This window comes from Methylorubrum rhodinum (assembly GCF_014199935.1).
In the GTDB taxonomy this organism is placed as follows: Bacteria; Pseudomonadota; Alphaproteobacteria; order Rhizobiales; family Beijerinckiaceae; genus Methylobacterium; species Methylobacterium rhodinum.
The window spans coordinates 90,164-103,337 of record NZ_JACHOP010000003.1; the positions used below are offsets into that span (position 1 = coordinate 90,164).

The 13,174-nt window shown below is 70.8% G+C and carries 15 protein-coding genes; 9 read left to right on the forward strand and 6 right to left on the reverse strand.

Annotated elements, in window-relative coordinates:
- Positions 1 to 7 precede the first annotated feature (7 nt).
- The gene (locus HNR00_RS04825) at positions 8 to 1,027 is read left to right on the forward strand and encodes a formamidase (protein ID WP_183565733.1); all 1,020 of its coding nucleotides are present in this window, start codon (positions 8 to 10) and stop codon (positions 1,025 to 1,027) included.
- Between the two features lie 8 nt (positions 1,028 to 1,035).
- On the opposite strand, the gene HNR00_RS04830 is transcribed toward HNR00_RS04825, so the two are convergent.
- Both HNR00_RS04830 and HNR00_RS04835 read right to left on the reverse strand, forming a co-directional pair.
- On the reverse strand, positions 1,036 to 1,335 hold the full coding sequence (locus HNR00_RS04830; RefSeq protein ID WP_312885998.1) for a BrnA antitoxin family protein: 300 nt from the start codon (positions 1,333 to 1,335) through the stop codon (positions 1,036 to 1,038).
- A complete protein-coding gene (locus HNR00_RS04835) occupies positions 1,325 to 1,636 on the reverse strand; it encodes a BrnT family toxin (RefSeq protein WP_183565742.1) in 312 nt (103 codons plus the stop codon). The genes HNR00_RS04830 and HNR00_RS04835 overlap by 11 nt, the downstream gene beginning before the upstream one ends.
- A gap of 51 nt (positions 1,637 to 1,687) precedes the next feature.
- Between HNR00_RS04835 and biuH the strand changes: the two genes are divergently transcribed.
- From biuH to HNR00_RS04850, 3 genes are all read left to right on the forward strand, one after another.
- Positions 1,688 to 2,407, forward strand: a complete 720-nt coding sequence (biuH, locus tag HNR00_RS04840; protein ID WP_183565744.1) for a biuret amidohydrolase — start codon at positions 1,688 to 1,690, stop codon at positions 2,405 to 2,407.
- Positions 2,408 to 2,412: 5 nt separating this feature from the next.
- Positions 2,413 to 3,969: an ABC transporter ATP-binding protein gene (locus HNR00_RS04845; RefSeq protein ID WP_183565747.1), complete on the forward strand. Its 1,557-nt coding sequence runs from the start codon at positions 2,413 to 2,415 to the stop codon at positions 3,967 to 3,969.
- Between the two features lie 99 nt (positions 3,970 to 4,068).
- Positions 4,069 to 5,142: a BMP family ABC transporter substrate-binding protein gene (locus HNR00_RS04850; protein WP_183565750.1), complete on the forward strand. Its 1,074-nt coding sequence runs from the start codon at positions 4,069 to 4,071 to the stop codon at positions 5,140 to 5,142.
- A 75-nt stretch (positions 5,143 to 5,217) separates the two neighbouring features.
- Here the strand turns inward: HNR00_RS04850 and HNR00_RS04855 are convergent, their stop codons facing one another.
- The 3 genes from HNR00_RS04855 to uraD all read right to left on the reverse strand — a co-directional run bounded on the left by HNR00_RS04855 (position 5,218) and on the right by uraD (position 6,734).
- On the reverse strand, positions 5,218 to 5,487 hold the full coding sequence (locus HNR00_RS04855; protein ID WP_183565753.1) for a hypothetical protein: 270 nt from the start codon (positions 5,485 to 5,487) through the stop codon (positions 5,218 to 5,220).
- Between the two features lie 40 nt (positions 5,488 to 5,527).
- A complete protein-coding gene (locus HNR00_RS04860; RefSeq protein WP_183566503.1) occupies positions 5,528 to 5,734 on the reverse strand; it encodes a hypothetical protein in 207 nt (68 codons plus the stop codon).
- Positions 5,735 to 5,849: 115 nt separating this feature from the next.
- Positions 5,850 to 6,734 carry a 2-oxo-4-hydroxy-4-carboxy-5-ureidoimidazoline decarboxylase gene (gene uraD, locus HNR00_RS04865; RefSeq protein ID WP_183565756.1) on the reverse strand — a complete coding sequence of 295 codons (885 nt, stop codon included), beginning with the start codon at positions 6,732 to 6,734 and terminating at the stop codon, positions 5,850 to 5,852.
- Between the two features lie 188 nt (positions 6,735 to 6,922).
- Between uraD and HNR00_RS04870 the strand changes: the two genes are divergently transcribed.
- From HNR00_RS04870 to HNR00_RS04890, 5 genes are all read left to right on the forward strand, one after another.
- Complete coding sequence (locus HNR00_RS04870; RefSeq protein ID WP_183565759.1) at positions 6,923 to 8,317, forward strand: nucleobase:cation symporter-2 family protein; 1,395 nt, start codon at positions 6,923 to 6,925, stop codon at positions 8,315 to 8,317.
- A gap of 25 nt (positions 8,318 to 8,342) precedes the next feature.
- A complete protein-coding gene (pucL, locus tag HNR00_RS04875) occupies positions 8,343 to 9,182 on the forward strand; it encodes a factor-independent urate hydroxylase (RefSeq protein ID WP_183565762.1) in 840 nt (279 codons plus the stop codon).
- 334 nt (positions 9,183 to 9,516) lie between these two features.
- Positions 9,517 to 9,750: a hypothetical protein gene (locus HNR00_RS04880; protein WP_183566506.1), complete on the forward strand. Its 234-nt coding sequence runs from the start codon at positions 9,517 to 9,519 to the stop codon at positions 9,748 to 9,750.
- A gap of 233 nt (positions 9,751 to 9,983) precedes the next feature.
- Positions 9,984 to 10,241 carry a hypothetical protein gene (locus HNR00_RS04885; RefSeq protein WP_183565765.1) on the forward strand — a complete coding sequence of 86 codons (258 nt, stop codon included), beginning with the start codon at positions 9,984 to 9,986 and terminating at the stop codon, positions 10,239 to 10,241.
- 150 nt (positions 10,242 to 10,391) lie between these two features.
- Complete coding sequence (locus tag HNR00_RS04890) at positions 10,392 to 11,315, forward strand: LysR family transcriptional regulator (RefSeq protein WP_183565768.1); 924 nt, start codon at positions 10,392 to 10,394, stop codon at positions 11,313 to 11,315.
- An 8-nt stretch (positions 11,316 to 11,323) separates the two neighbouring features.
- Here HNR00_RS04890 and HNR00_RS04895 read toward each other — a convergent pair whose 3' ends face one another.
- Positions 11,324 to 13,132: an adenine deaminase C-terminal domain-containing protein gene (locus HNR00_RS04895; protein WP_183565771.1), complete on the reverse strand. Its 1,809-nt coding sequence runs from the start codon at positions 13,130 to 13,132 to the stop codon at positions 11,324 to 11,326.
- Positions 13,133 to 13,174: the final 42 nt, after the last annotated feature.

Here is a 13,174-nt window from a genome sequence, read left to right on the forward strand (position 1 = left end):
ACATCGCATGAACGGTCTCGGCGGACTGAACAAATCCCCGAACGGCGTCGTCATCGGCCTCGTGCAACTCCAGCTGCCGACGGTCGTCACCAAGGCTGATCTCAAGGCGCAGACCGACCGCATCGTCGCGATGGTCGGGAAGGCGCGGGCCAATCTCGGCACGATGGACCTCGTCGTCTTCCCCGAATACGCGCTCCACGGCCTGTCGATGGACACCAACCCGGAGATCATGGTCTCCCTCGACGGGCCGGAGGTGGCCGCCTTCAAACAGGCCTGCCGCGATCACCGCATCTGGGGCTGCTTCTCGATCATGGAGGCCAACCCCCACGGCAACCCGTACAATTCCGGCCTCATCATCGACGATACGGGGGAGCTGAAGCTCTATTACCGCAAGATGCACCCCTGGGTGCCGGTCGAGCCGTGGGAGCCGGGCGATCTCGGCATCCCGGTGATCGAGGGGCCGAAGGGGGCCAAGCTCGGCCTCATCATCTGCCACGACGGCATGTTCCCGGAGATGGCGCGCGAATGCGCCTACAAGGGCGCCGAGATCATGATCCGCACCGCCGGCTACACCGCGCCGATCCGCGAATCCTGGCGCTTCACCAACCAGTCGAACGCCTTCTGCAACCTGATGGTGACGGCCAACGTCTGCCTCTGCGGCTCCGACGGCAGCTTCGACTCGATGGGCGAGGGCATGATCGTCGACTTCGACGGCACCGTCATCGCCCACGGCACCACGGGGCGCGTCGACGAGATCATCACGGCGGAGGTGCGGCCCGACCTCGTGCGCGAGGCCCGCGCGCATTGGGGCGTCGAGAACAACATCTACCAGCTCGGCCACCGCGGCTACACGGCGGTGAAGGGCGGCGCGGGCGACTGCCCCTACACCTACATGCACGACCTCGCCGCGGGACGCTACCGCCTGCCGTGGGAGGAGACCGTGAAGGTCACCGACGGCACGGGCTGCGGTTTTGCGGCGCCGACGCGGGTCTACGGCGCGGGGCCGAGGCGGGAGGCGGCGGAGTGAGTGCCGCCTCAGCCCTTCTTCAGCGCCGCGAGCATCTCGCGGCGCAGGATCGCGTTCAGGCGCGTCTGGTAGCCGGGGCCCTGGCGGCGCAGCCACGCCAACACGTCGGAATCGATGCGGACCGTGGTCGCGGTCTTGGTCGGGCGGTAGTATTTTCCACGCACCGCCTCGCTCCAGAATTCCTCCGTCAGGGGCGGGATGTCGCTGGTGTCGATCGCCTCGTCGGGCAGGGCGTCGAGCGCGGCGAGTTCGGCCTTCTGCGCCTCGGTCAGCGGCGGAAGGTTCGTCAGATCGACCTCAAAACTCACGAGTTTCCCGCTCGTAGCGGCGTCGCTCGGTGCGGTCGGCACGCCGGGCCGAGATGATGCGGACGATCTCGATTTCGCTGCCATCCTCGTTCCTCTCGCGCACGGTATGGACGACCACGATCACCGTGAAATCCCCCATGGAGCCGACCGCCTTCCAGCGTAGCTCGCCGCCCTCGATGCCGTCGGGTGCCGTCATGAGGAACGGGTCGGCGAAGACGCGGAGTGCGTATTCGAAGCTGACGCCATGCTTGCGCAGGTTCGACTCGGCCTTGGCCGAGTCCCATTCGAATCGGGTCGTCACCACAAAATTGTTACGACATTCACGTCGGGCAAGCCACCGACCGGAGGCCGCATGAGCGTCGTTCTCGCCCCCACCGCCGCGGCGCCCGAGGCCGGCCTCACGGTCGAGGCCGAGCCCTATCCCTGGCCGTTCGACGGCGACCTGCGCCCGGGCAACACGGCGCTCGTCATCATCGACATGCAGACCGATTTCTGCGGCCAGGGCGGCTACGTCGATGCCATGGGCTACGACCTCGCGCTCACCCGCGCGCCGATCGGGCCGATCTCCCGCCTGCTGACCGCTGCGCGAAAAGGCGGCTTCCATGTCATCCACACCCGCGAGGGCCATCGGCCGGACCTCGCCGACCTGCCGGCGAACAAGCGCTGGCGCTCGCGCCGGATCGGGGCCGGCATCGGCGATCCCGGTCCCTGCGGGCGGGTGTTGGTGCGCGGCGAACCCGGCTGGGAGATCATCCCGGAGTTGGCGCCGCGGCCCGACGAGCCGGTGATCGACAAGCCCGGCAAGGGCTCGTTCTGCGCCACCGACCTCGAACTGATCCTGACGACCCGGGGCATCCGCAACCTGATCCTCACCGGCATCACCACCGACGTCTGCGTCCACACCACGATGCGCGAGGCCAACGACCGCGGCTTCGAATGCCTCATCGTCTCGGACGGCACCGCGGCGACCGATCCGGGCAACCACGCGGCGGCGCTGAAGATGGTGACGATGCAGGGCGGCGTGTTCGGCGCGGTCGCCTCCTCCGAGGCGATCCTGCGGGCGATCGGGTAAGCGCCATGGTGACGATCCCCCCGCCCGCCCCGCGGTCTGAGGGCGCCATCGGCGTCGAGACGGTCGGCATGACCAAGCGCTTCGGCGGCTTCACCGCGCTCGACGACGTGTCGATCCTCGTGCCGCCGGGCGGCTTCCACGCGTTGCTCGGCGAGAACGGCGCGGGCAAGTCGACGCTCGTCAAATGCGTGATGGGCTTCTACGCCCCGACTTCCGGCTCCGTGCTGATCGACGGGCGCGAGGCCGAGATCGACGGGCCGAAGGGCGCGCAGGGCGCGGGCCTCGGCATGGTCTACCAGCACTTCACCCTGGTGCCGTCGCTGACGGGGGCGGAGAACCTCGTCATCGCGCGCGCCGACGCCCCCGCGATCCTCGACTGGAAGAGCGAGCGCGCGAAACTCGCCGCCTTCATGGAGCGGATGCCGTTCCGGCTCGATCTCGACCGACCGGTGGCCGAACTCGCGGCCGGCGAGAAGCAGAAGCTCGAAATCGTCAAGCAGCTCGCCCTCAAGGCCCGCTTCCTGATCCTCGACGAGCCGACTTCGGTGCTGACGCCCGATGAGGCCGAGGAGGTGCTGGGGCTGCTGCGCGGCCTGTGCGATGCGGGCGCGCTCTCGGTGCTGATGATCAGCCACAAGTTCCGCGAGGTCGAGGCCTTCGCCCGCTCGTTCAGCGTCCTGCGCCGCGGGCGCCTCGTCGGCGGCGGCACGGTCGGCGCGGTCTCGCGCGACGACATGGCGGCGATGATGGTGGGCGAGCGCTCCGTGCGCACCCTCGCCGCCCGCATCGGCGAGCCGGAGGCGGCCCACGACGTGCTGCGGGTGGAGGGTGTGACCGCGACCGACGTCTCGGGCCTGCGCCGGATCGACATTGCCGACCTTCGCGTGCGGCGGCGCGAGATCGTCGGCATCGCCGGCGTCTCGGGCAACGGCCAGAAGGAACTCGCCGACGTGCTCGGCGGCCAGATCCGGGCGACCGGCGGGCGCGTCGTGGTCCAGGGCGAGCCCTATCGCGGCAGCCGGGCCGAGAGCCGCCGCCATCGGGTGCGCTTCATCCCCGAGGAGCCCCTGCGCAACGCCTGCGCCCCGCGGATGTCGGTGTCGGAAAACCTCGCCTTCCGCGCCTTCGACCGCCGCGGCGAGGACATCCAGGCCCGGCCCACCTTCTGGCTCGACCGGCGCGGCATGGGCCGGCGGGCCAAGGACCTGATCGCCCGCTTCAAGGTGAAGACCGCCTCGTCCGAGGCGCCGATCGCCACGCTGTCCGGCGGCAACGTCCAGCGCGCGGTGCTGGCCCGTGAACTGACCGACCCGGTCGATCTGCTGATCGTGGTCAACCCGTGCTTCGGCCTCGACTTCTCGGCCATCGCCGAGATCCGCAACCGCATCGTCGCGGCCCGCAACGCGGGCGCCGCCGTGCTGCTGATCAGCGAGGACTTGGACGAGATCCTGGAGCTGTCCGACCGCATCGTCGTGATGTCCGAGGGGCGCCTCGTCTACGAGACCCCCGCCGTGACGGCCGATTCGGGCACCATCGGCCGGCACATGGCCGGGCACCACTGAACCGGGCTGGCCCTGGTCTTGCTCCCGTTCAGCTGGCGCAAACGTCACGACGAGCCGATGAGCGGCCGCGGGCGGCGCCGGACAGGGGGCGTAAGTCCGATGGTTCGCAAGGTTCTGACGCGATGGGCCGGCGCGGCGATGGGGGTCGCGCTGGCCGCCGGCCCGGCGCTCGCCGCCGACAAGCTCAAGGTCGGCTTCGTCTATGTCGGCCCGGTGGCCGATTACGGCTATTCCTACCAGCACGACCTCAGCCGCAAGGCGCTGGCCGAGGCTTTGCCCGACAAGGTCGAGACCACCTTCCTCGAGAACGTGCCGGAGGCCGACAGCGAGCGCTCCATCGAGAAGCTCGCCCGCTCCGGCGCCGGGCTGATCTTCACCACCTCGTTCGGCTTCATGGAGCCGACCCTGAAGGTCGCGAAGAAGTTCCCGAAGGTGAAGTTCGAGCACGCCACCGGCTACAAGCGCTCGGACAACGTGGCGACCTACTCGGCCCGGTTCTACGAGGGCCGCTACGTCTGCGGCAAGATCGCCGGCAAGATGTCGAAGTCCGGCACCGTCGGCTACATCGCCTCGTTCCCGATTCCGGAAGTCGTCAGCGGCATCAACGCGTTCATGCTCGGCGCGCAATCGGTCAACCCGAACATCAAGGTCAAGATCGTTTGGGTGAACACGTGGTTCGATCCGGGCAAGGAGGCCGAGGCCGCCAAGGCGTTGCTGGCGCAGGACGCCGACATCCTCACCCAACACACCGACTCGGCCGCGCCGCTTCAGGAAGCCGAGAAGGCCGGAAAGCTCGCCTTCGGCCAGTCCTCCGACCAGTTCCGCTTCGCCCCGAAGGCGCAGCTCACCTCGATCGTCGACGACTGGAACGGCTACGTGATCGCGGAGGCCAAGGCCGTCCTCGACGGCACGTGGAAGAGCCACGACACCTGGGGCGGCATCAAGGACGGCATGGTCGTGCTCGCGCCCTTCACCAACATGCCCGACGACGTGAAGGAACTGGCCGAGGAGACCACGAAGGGGATCGTCGAGGGCAAGATCCATCCGTTCCAGGGGCCGGTGCTCAAGCAGGACGGCACGGTCGCGGTGAAGGAGGGCGAGCAGGCGCCCGATCCGATGATCCTCGGGATGAACTGGTACGTGAAGGGCATCGACGACCGGCTGACGCAATAGCCGACGCTCCGAGAGAGACGCTCCATAAGAAACGCCGCCGGAGGGATCCGGCGGCGCCTGTCGTTCGGACGGTGTTCAGGGCCGCGGCGGGGGCGGCGGAGCCGGGCGCTCCTCCGGCGGCGGGGGCGGCGTCTCGACCGGCACGCCGACGCCCGGCGGGGCCGGGATGGCGTCGCCGCGCTCGATCGCCCGCCGCTCGTTGGCCGGGCCGGCCATGCCCTCGGTGCCGCCGGGCGCGGTCACGGACGGTTGGCCGGCGGGCGCGCCGACCGATTGGGCGAAGGCGCCGCCGCCCAGGCCGAGGCCGGCACAGAGGGCGAGCGCGAGGGTCTTTCTGACGGACATGTCGAGAGGCTTTCCAGGCAAGGGGAGGATCGAGGGGCCGTTACCGATGGCGCTTGCGGTGCCGGAGCGCGGCCTTGCCGCGCCGGCCTCCGGGCGCCGTGACGCGGGGCTGGCCGGCCGGCGGCGTCAGGCTCTGGGCCGCTGCGCCGTTCGCTGTGGCGACGAGGCCGCCCGCCGACAAGCCGGCCACGGCGAGCCAGGCTGCGAGGACGACGCCGAGCCCGAGCCCGGCCTTGAGACAACGCATGGCGGTCGTATCCTTGAGGGCGGCAGCCCTGTTCAACGTCCGGGCGCAGCAAAGGTTGTGCCGGGCCTTCCCTTCGGGACCATGCATCCACGGCAGCCGGTCGCGTGGCTCAGACTCAGCTCCCGCGATAGGTCTGATAGCTCCACGGGGTCGCCACGAGCGGCACGTGGTAATGCCCCTCCGGGTCGGCGACGCCGAAGCGGATCGGGACGATGTCGAGGAAGGGCGGTTCGGGCAGGTCGAGCCCGAGGCGGCGGAAATGGTCGCCGAGGCCGAAGCGCAGCTCGTAGGCCGCGATCGGCACCGGCCGACCGCCGATCAGCGGCGCGTCGGTGCGCCCGTCCGCATTGGTTACCGCGCGGGCGACGAGCGCCGCCTCGGTGGGCGAGACGATCTCGAACAGCTCCAGCGCCACCCCCGCCGCCGGCCGGCCGCGCACGGTGTCGAGCACGTGCGTCGAGATGCGGCCGGTCGTGCGCAGCGGCCCCTCCCCGGAGACGAGGGCGTTCAGGCGGATCGCAGCGATGCGCATCACTTCCGTCTCGGCGGTCTGCCGCTCGATCTCCGGGCTCGAAGCAAGCCGGGCCTCGAAGGTCGCCAGCAGCGCGGCGCGCCCGTGCCGCTTGACGCAGGCGATGAAGGGGATGCCGAATTTTTCGCGGTAGGCGGCGTTCAGCGCCTCGAAGCGGGCCACCTCGTTCTCCGACAGCCGGTCGAGGCCCGCCGCCGCCTGCTCGGCGATCGAGTCCGGGGCGATGGTGCCGGCGCGGGCCGCGCGTCCGGCGAGTTCGGGATGGCCGGTCAGCAGCGCGAGCCGCCGGGCGTCGTCCGCGGTCTCGACGGTCGCGCGCATCGCGCAGAACAGCGCCTCGACCGTCGCGAACGGCCGGGCCCCTGCTGCGCCCTCCGCGACCCAGGGCGCGTGTTCGAACACCGCTCCGAGAGCGGCGACGAAATCCGGCAGCGAGGCCGCGTTCAGGGCGGAGAGGGTCAGGGTCATCGCGGTCGCCTCGAAGCGTGCGGGCTGGCGGCTCTGAGAGCCTCGTTCCGAAGGGTGGTTTCCGGCTTTCGGAAGAGGACGATGCCCTAGCAGGCACCGGGCCATCGGGAGAGGCCGGCCTCACGGACAAGCTGGCACATGCCTTGCCCTGAGGATTGCGACCGAGCGGGCACGGAAAGGATACGTGCATGGGCGAGCGTGCAGCGACGACGGCGTCTCCTTCCGCGGCCGTGCCCGAGGAGCCGGTCGCGACCGCCCCCGTCCCCCCGACCGTGCTGGGCCTGCTCGGCCTCCAGCACGTGCTGGTGATGTATGCGGGCGCGGTCGCGGTGCCGCTCATCGTCGGGCGGGCGCTCAAGCTGTCGCCGGAGGACATCGCGATCCTGGTGAGTGCCGACCTGTTCGCCTGCGGCATCGCCACCCTGATCCAGAGCTGGGGCCTGCCGGGCATCGGCATCCGCATGCCGGTGATGATGGGCGTCACCTTCGCCTCGGTGACGCCGATGATCGCCATGGGGGCCAACCCGGAGCTCGGGCTCGCGACGATCTACGGCTCGGTGATCGCGGCCGGCCTGTTCGGCCTCCTCGTCGCGCCGATGATCGGGCGGCTGCTGCCGCTGTTCCCGCCGGTCGTCACCGGCACGATCATCCTGGTGATCGGCATCTCGCTGATGAAGGTCGGGGTGAACTGGGCCGCGGGCGGCGTCGGCAACCCGAATTACGGCGCGCCGCTCTATCTCGGCATCAGCGCCTTCGTGCTCGTGACGATCCTCGCGATCACCCGCTACGCCACCGGCTTCGTCAACTCGGCCTCCGTCCTCATCGGCATCGTCGTCGGCATGCTGGTGGCGGCCGCGTTCGGCCTCGTCGATCTGGCCAAGGTCGGCGCGGCGCCCTGGTTCGACGTGATCCGGCCGTTCCACTTCGGCTGGCCGCGCTTCGATCTCGTCTCGGCGATCACGCTGTGCATCGTGATGATCGTGGTCATGATCGAGTCGACCGGCATGTTCCTGGCGCTCGCCGAGATCACCGCTGACCCCGTCGACGAGAAGCGGCTGACGAAGGGCCTGCGCGCCGACGGTCTCGGCACGCTGGTCGGCGGCATCTTCAACACGTTTCCCTACACCTCGTTCTCGCAGAACATCGGCCTCGTCGGCGTCACCGGCGTGCGCTCGCGGATGGTCACGGTGGTCGGCGGCTGCATCATGCTGGGGCTCGGCCTGATCCCGAAGCTCGCCGCACTCGTCGAGGCGGTGCCGCCCTGCGTGCTCGGCGGCGCCGGGCTCGTGATGTTCGGCATGGTCGGCGCGACCGGCGCACGCATCCTCGGCGCGGTCGATTTCGCGGGCAACCGCAACAACCTGTTCATCGTCGCGGTCTCGGTCGGCTTCGGCATGATCCCGCTCGTCGCGCCGGCCTTCTTCAAGCAGATGCCGCACGCGCTCCACCCGCTGCTCGAGTCCGGCATCCTGCTGACCGCCATCGTCGCGGTGCTCCTGAACCTGTTCTTCAACGGGCTCGGCAGCACGGCGGAGGCACGGGACGCGGCGGTGCGGCAGGCCAAGACCGCCGAGGCGCACTGAAGCGGGAGCCATCCAGGAGACGAGAATGCCGCTGACCGCCTCGAGATACGGCAAGGGCCGCGTGCGGGTGATGCGCCTCACCCGCGAGGGCGACCACCACACCCCGCGCGAGCTGAACCTCACGGTGCTGATGAAGGGCGCCTTCGATGCGGCCTGGACGTCCGGCGACAACCGGGCCTGCGTGGCCACCGACAGCGTCAAGAACATCTGCAACGTGGTGGCGGCCAAAAACCTCTCGCTCGACAAGGAGGCGTTCGTCGAGGCGCTGGCGAAAACCTTCCTCGACACCTACCCGCAGATCGAGGAACTGCACGTGGACGCGACCGAGACGCGCTGGCTGCGCCATTCCGTCGACGGCGCGCCGCACGGGCACACCTTCACCCTCGACGGCAACGGCACCGGCTATGTCGGGCTCGTGGCGAGCCGTGCGGGCGCGGTGCTGCGATCGGGCCTGCGCGGCTTCACCTTCATGAAGACGACCCGGTCGGGCTGGGTCGATTTCGTCGATGATCAGTACCGCACCCTGCCCGACACCACCGACCGCATCGCCGCGACCGCGATGGACGCGACCTGGACGTGGTCGGGCGTCCCGGCCGACTACGCGGCCGCCAACGCCCGGGTGCTCGACCGGCTGATCGCGGTGTTCGGCACCACCGTCTCGCTCGGCGTGCAGGACAGCATGTACCGGATGGGCGAGGCGGTGCTCGCCGCGATCCCCGAGATCGCCGAGATCGGCTTCGCGATGCCCAACAAGCACTACGTCCCGATCAACCTCGCCCCCTTCGGCCTGGAGAATTCCGGCACGGTGTTCCTGCCGACCGACGAGCCGCACGGGCAGATCGAGGCGACGATCGGACGGGGCTGATCCGGCCGGCGCGCCGGTCCTCCGGATCGCCTCGGCGGGCCGTTTCGGACAGGCCCGGCCGTGCGAAACGGCACGCCCCGCGGAAGAACCGTGCCAGGTTCGAGGCGTCGTCGAAAAATGGCGCACCTCTCCGGTAAATGACTGACGCAACAGCATGATTTCCGACGCGGCCCGGTCGCGGCGGGGTGTCTCCGTCCGCCGCTGCACCCAGATTGTGCACGTATTCGCGGCACATGCTGTTGTCTTCGCAGGCACAGGTGCTCAATTTTCGTGAACTCGGATGTCCGCTCACGCTCGTCTGCGGCTCCGTCCTCCGAGACTTGAGGATCGAGTCATGATCACGCGCATCGTTCTCGGCGCCGTCCTCGGCGCCACCCTCTCCACCGCCGCCCTCGCGCAGAGCTACAACGCGCCGGCCGGCATCCCCGCCGCAACCGCCGCGGGCGGCCTGACCGGCACCGCCGCCCCCGGCAACGTCCAGCGCTACGTGGAGCGCTACGGCGCCCCGGCCCCGGTCGACGAGCGCACGCTCACGACCGGCTCGGTGCGCGGCGAGCGCCTGCGCTGACCCGTCGCTTGCGCGACCGTCCATGACAGCGAAGGGCCGGCGCCCGTCACGGGCGCCGGCCCTTCGCATGTTCCGACACCGCTTCAGCCTCGGTCCCGAGCAGGCTTCTTTTCAATAATATCGAACGTTTCGTTCGATATTATTCCGGTTTTCAGAAGAGTGGAGTGGGTCCATCTTCTCTCCATCGGATGACGGCCCCCGGCCGCATCGCCCCGAACCGGATGGAGTTTCCCATGTCTCGTCTCGTGTCCCGCCTCGTCACCGCCTCCGCCCTCGCCCTCTCGCTGGTCGGCGGGCTGTCCTCCACCGCCTCCGCGCAGAGCTACAACGCCCCGGCCGGCATTCCCGCCGTCACCGCGCCCGGCGGCCTCGAAGGCACCGCCGCCGCCGGCAACCTGCAGCGCTACGAGCAGCGCCTGGGTCGCGCCACGGTCGGCCCGATCCGGATCGACCGCGTCGAGACCACGGGTTCGATCCGCCGCGCGCGCTGAGCGCCGTCCCGGAGCGCATGTTCGCCGGATCGAAGGCCGGTCCCGCCGCCGCGGGGCCGGCCTCGTCGCGTGAAGCGCCCGGACGGCTCCGCCCTTGCTTGTCGATCGACCGCGCTTGCGCCCCGCGGCGCCCCGTTCGAGGAAATCGGCATGCAGGGCCCCGGGACACCGACGCTCGACCAGCTTCGCGTCTTCCTGACGGTCGTCGAGGCCGGCAGCTTCGCCGGGGCCGGGCGTCGGCTGAACCGCGCCACCTCCGTCGTCAGCTACACCATCGCCAACCTCGAAGCGCAGCTCGGCCTGCCGCTGTTCGACCGCGAGACGACCCGCAAGCCCCAGCTCACCGAGGCCGGGCGCGCGGTCCTGGCCGAGGCGCGCACCGTGGCCCACGGCATCGACGCGCTGCGCGCCAAAGTCGGCGGGATGCTCGGCGGCCTGGAGGCCGAGGTCGGGCTCGCGGCGAGCGTCCTGATGCCCGGCGCCCGGCTCATCGACGCGCTGACCGCCTTTCAGGTGGCGTTTCCGACCGTGGGCCTGCGGCTCAACGTCGAGGCGCTGGGGGCGGTCCAGCAGCTCGTCGTCGGCGGGACGGCGGAGATCGGCATCACCGTCGAGCTCTGGAACCGGGCGAGCGACCCGCTGGAGACGATCGCCGTCGGCGAGGTCGAGATGCTGCCCGTGGCGGCGCCCGCGCATCCGCTGGCCTTGGCCGGGACCGCCCCGCCGGGACTCGCCCGCGAGCATGTCCAGCTCGTCATCGCCGACCGCTCGCCGCTGACGCAGGGCCAGGAGTTCGGCGTCGTCGCGACCCGCACGTGGCGGCTGTCGGACCTCAGCGCCAAGCACACGCTGCTGCTCGCCGGGATCGGCTGGGGCAGCATGCCGGCCCACATGGTGGAGACCGATCTCGCCGCCGGCCGGCTCGTCGAGCTGCGCATCCCGGAGGCCAAGCGCCGCCGGCTGCCGCTGACCGTGATCTACCGCACCGACCGGCCGCCGGGCCCGGCCGGGCGATGGCTGATCCGCCGCTTCGCCGAGCAGGCCGAGGGCGAGGCCGCGGCGCGCACGGGCTGAAACCCGCCCTACGCCGCCTCGAACAGCGGCACCTGCCGCATCTCCGGCACCAGCACGAGACCCTTGTCGGTGATGCGGATCTGCGGGATGACCGAGAGCGGGATCAGGTTGAAACCCATATAGGGGATCGCGCAGCCGGCCTCCGCCCAGGCCGCCTTGAGCCCCCGCATCGCCTCGGCGACCACGCCCACCCGCTCGTCCGAGAGCAGCCCGGCGACGGGCAGCTTCACCATCGCGACGACGGTTCCGTCCTCCACCACGCAGACGCCGCCCTGCGCCTCGGCGAGCGCCGCGACGGCCACCCGCATGTCGGCCTCGTTCAGCCCCGCGACGATCAGGTTGTGCGAATCGTGGCCGACGCTGCTCGCCACCGCCCCGCGCCGGAGGCCGAAGGCGGAGAGCAGCCCGTGCGCCACCCCGCCGCCGCGCCCGTGCCGCTCGACCACCGCGACGTGGCAGAGATCGTGTGCGGACAGCGTCGCGGCCCAGTCCGGTCCGGAACGAAGCGCGACGCGCTCGTGGACCAGCTCGATGCCGGGCAAGGTCGTGCGGATCGCGTTGACCGTGCACGGGCTTGTGGGCAGCGGCGGCACCAGGGCGGGCAGCGGATCGGGCAGGCGCACGGTCGCGTAGGCCGGCGCCGGATAGCGGTAGGGCCGCGCCAGGGCCGCCTCCAGCCGCGGCGTGGGCTTGCGGTCCTCGACGACGAGTTCGCCGCCGTACCACGTCGCCTGCGGGACGAGGTCGTCGTCGAGCAGCACGAGGTCGGCCCGGCGCCCGCCGCCGAGGCCGCCGATCTCGCCGTCGAGGCCGTAGCGGGTGGCCGGGTGCAGCGAGCCCATCGCCCACGCCGCCGGTTTCGGGATGCCCATCCGCAAAGCCTCGCGCACCACCCAGTCGAGACCGAAGGCCAGGAGGTCGTCGGCGTCGCGGTCGTCGGTGCAGGCGCAGACGCGCTTCCAGGCGGCGCCGTAATCGGTGATCGTGCCGATGGCCGCGGGCAGCGAGTGCCAGGGCGTGGTCGGCGGGCCGCCGCGCAGGAAGATCCAGAGGCCGGCCTCCAAGAGGTCGTCGGCGATGTCGCGGTCGATCGCCTCGTGGGTGTCGGTGACGCCGCTCGCCGCGTAAGCGGCCACGAAACCGCGCCCGTAGATGTGGCCCGAGACCGGGCGCCCGCGCTCCAGGGCGGCGGCGATGATGGCGTGCGCGCGGGGATCGCCCTCGGCCACCGCGACGAAATCCATCTTCTCGCCGAGCCCGAGCGCCTCGGGCCAGGCATCGAACAGGGCCGCGATTTTTTCCGGCGTCAGGTCGCCGCCCGCGGTCTCGATCGTGGGGCTCGTCGCCGGCACGGTGCTCGGCACGGTGAGGTAGATGTTGAGCGGGGCCTCGCGCGCATCCTCCAGCATCCATGCGACGCCGTCGCGGTCGAGCACGTTGCCGATCTCGTGGCTGTCGCAGACGATCGTCGTGGTGCCGTTGATCAGCGCCGCTTCCGCATAGGCGCAGGCCGTCACCATGCTGCTCTCGATATGCAGGTGCGGATCGACCAGCCCCGGCGCGATCAGCCCGCCCGCCACGTCGCGGACGGGCGCGGCGCCCCTGTAGGAGCCCGCGGGCAGCACCGCCGCGATGCGCCCGCCCGCGATGCGGATCTCGCGCTCGGTCAGGATGCGCTCGGAATAGGTCGAGAGCACCCGCGCCCCGGTCAGCACGAGGTCGGGTTCCGCGCGGCCCGCGGCCACGGCGGCGAGGCGGCGGGTCATGCGGGCCAGCGGCTCGACGGAGAAGCGGTTCAGCGGCGTCGCGTCGGTCATCGGGTGCCCCTCGGTCCTCGGCAGGTTCGGGCATGCATCGTG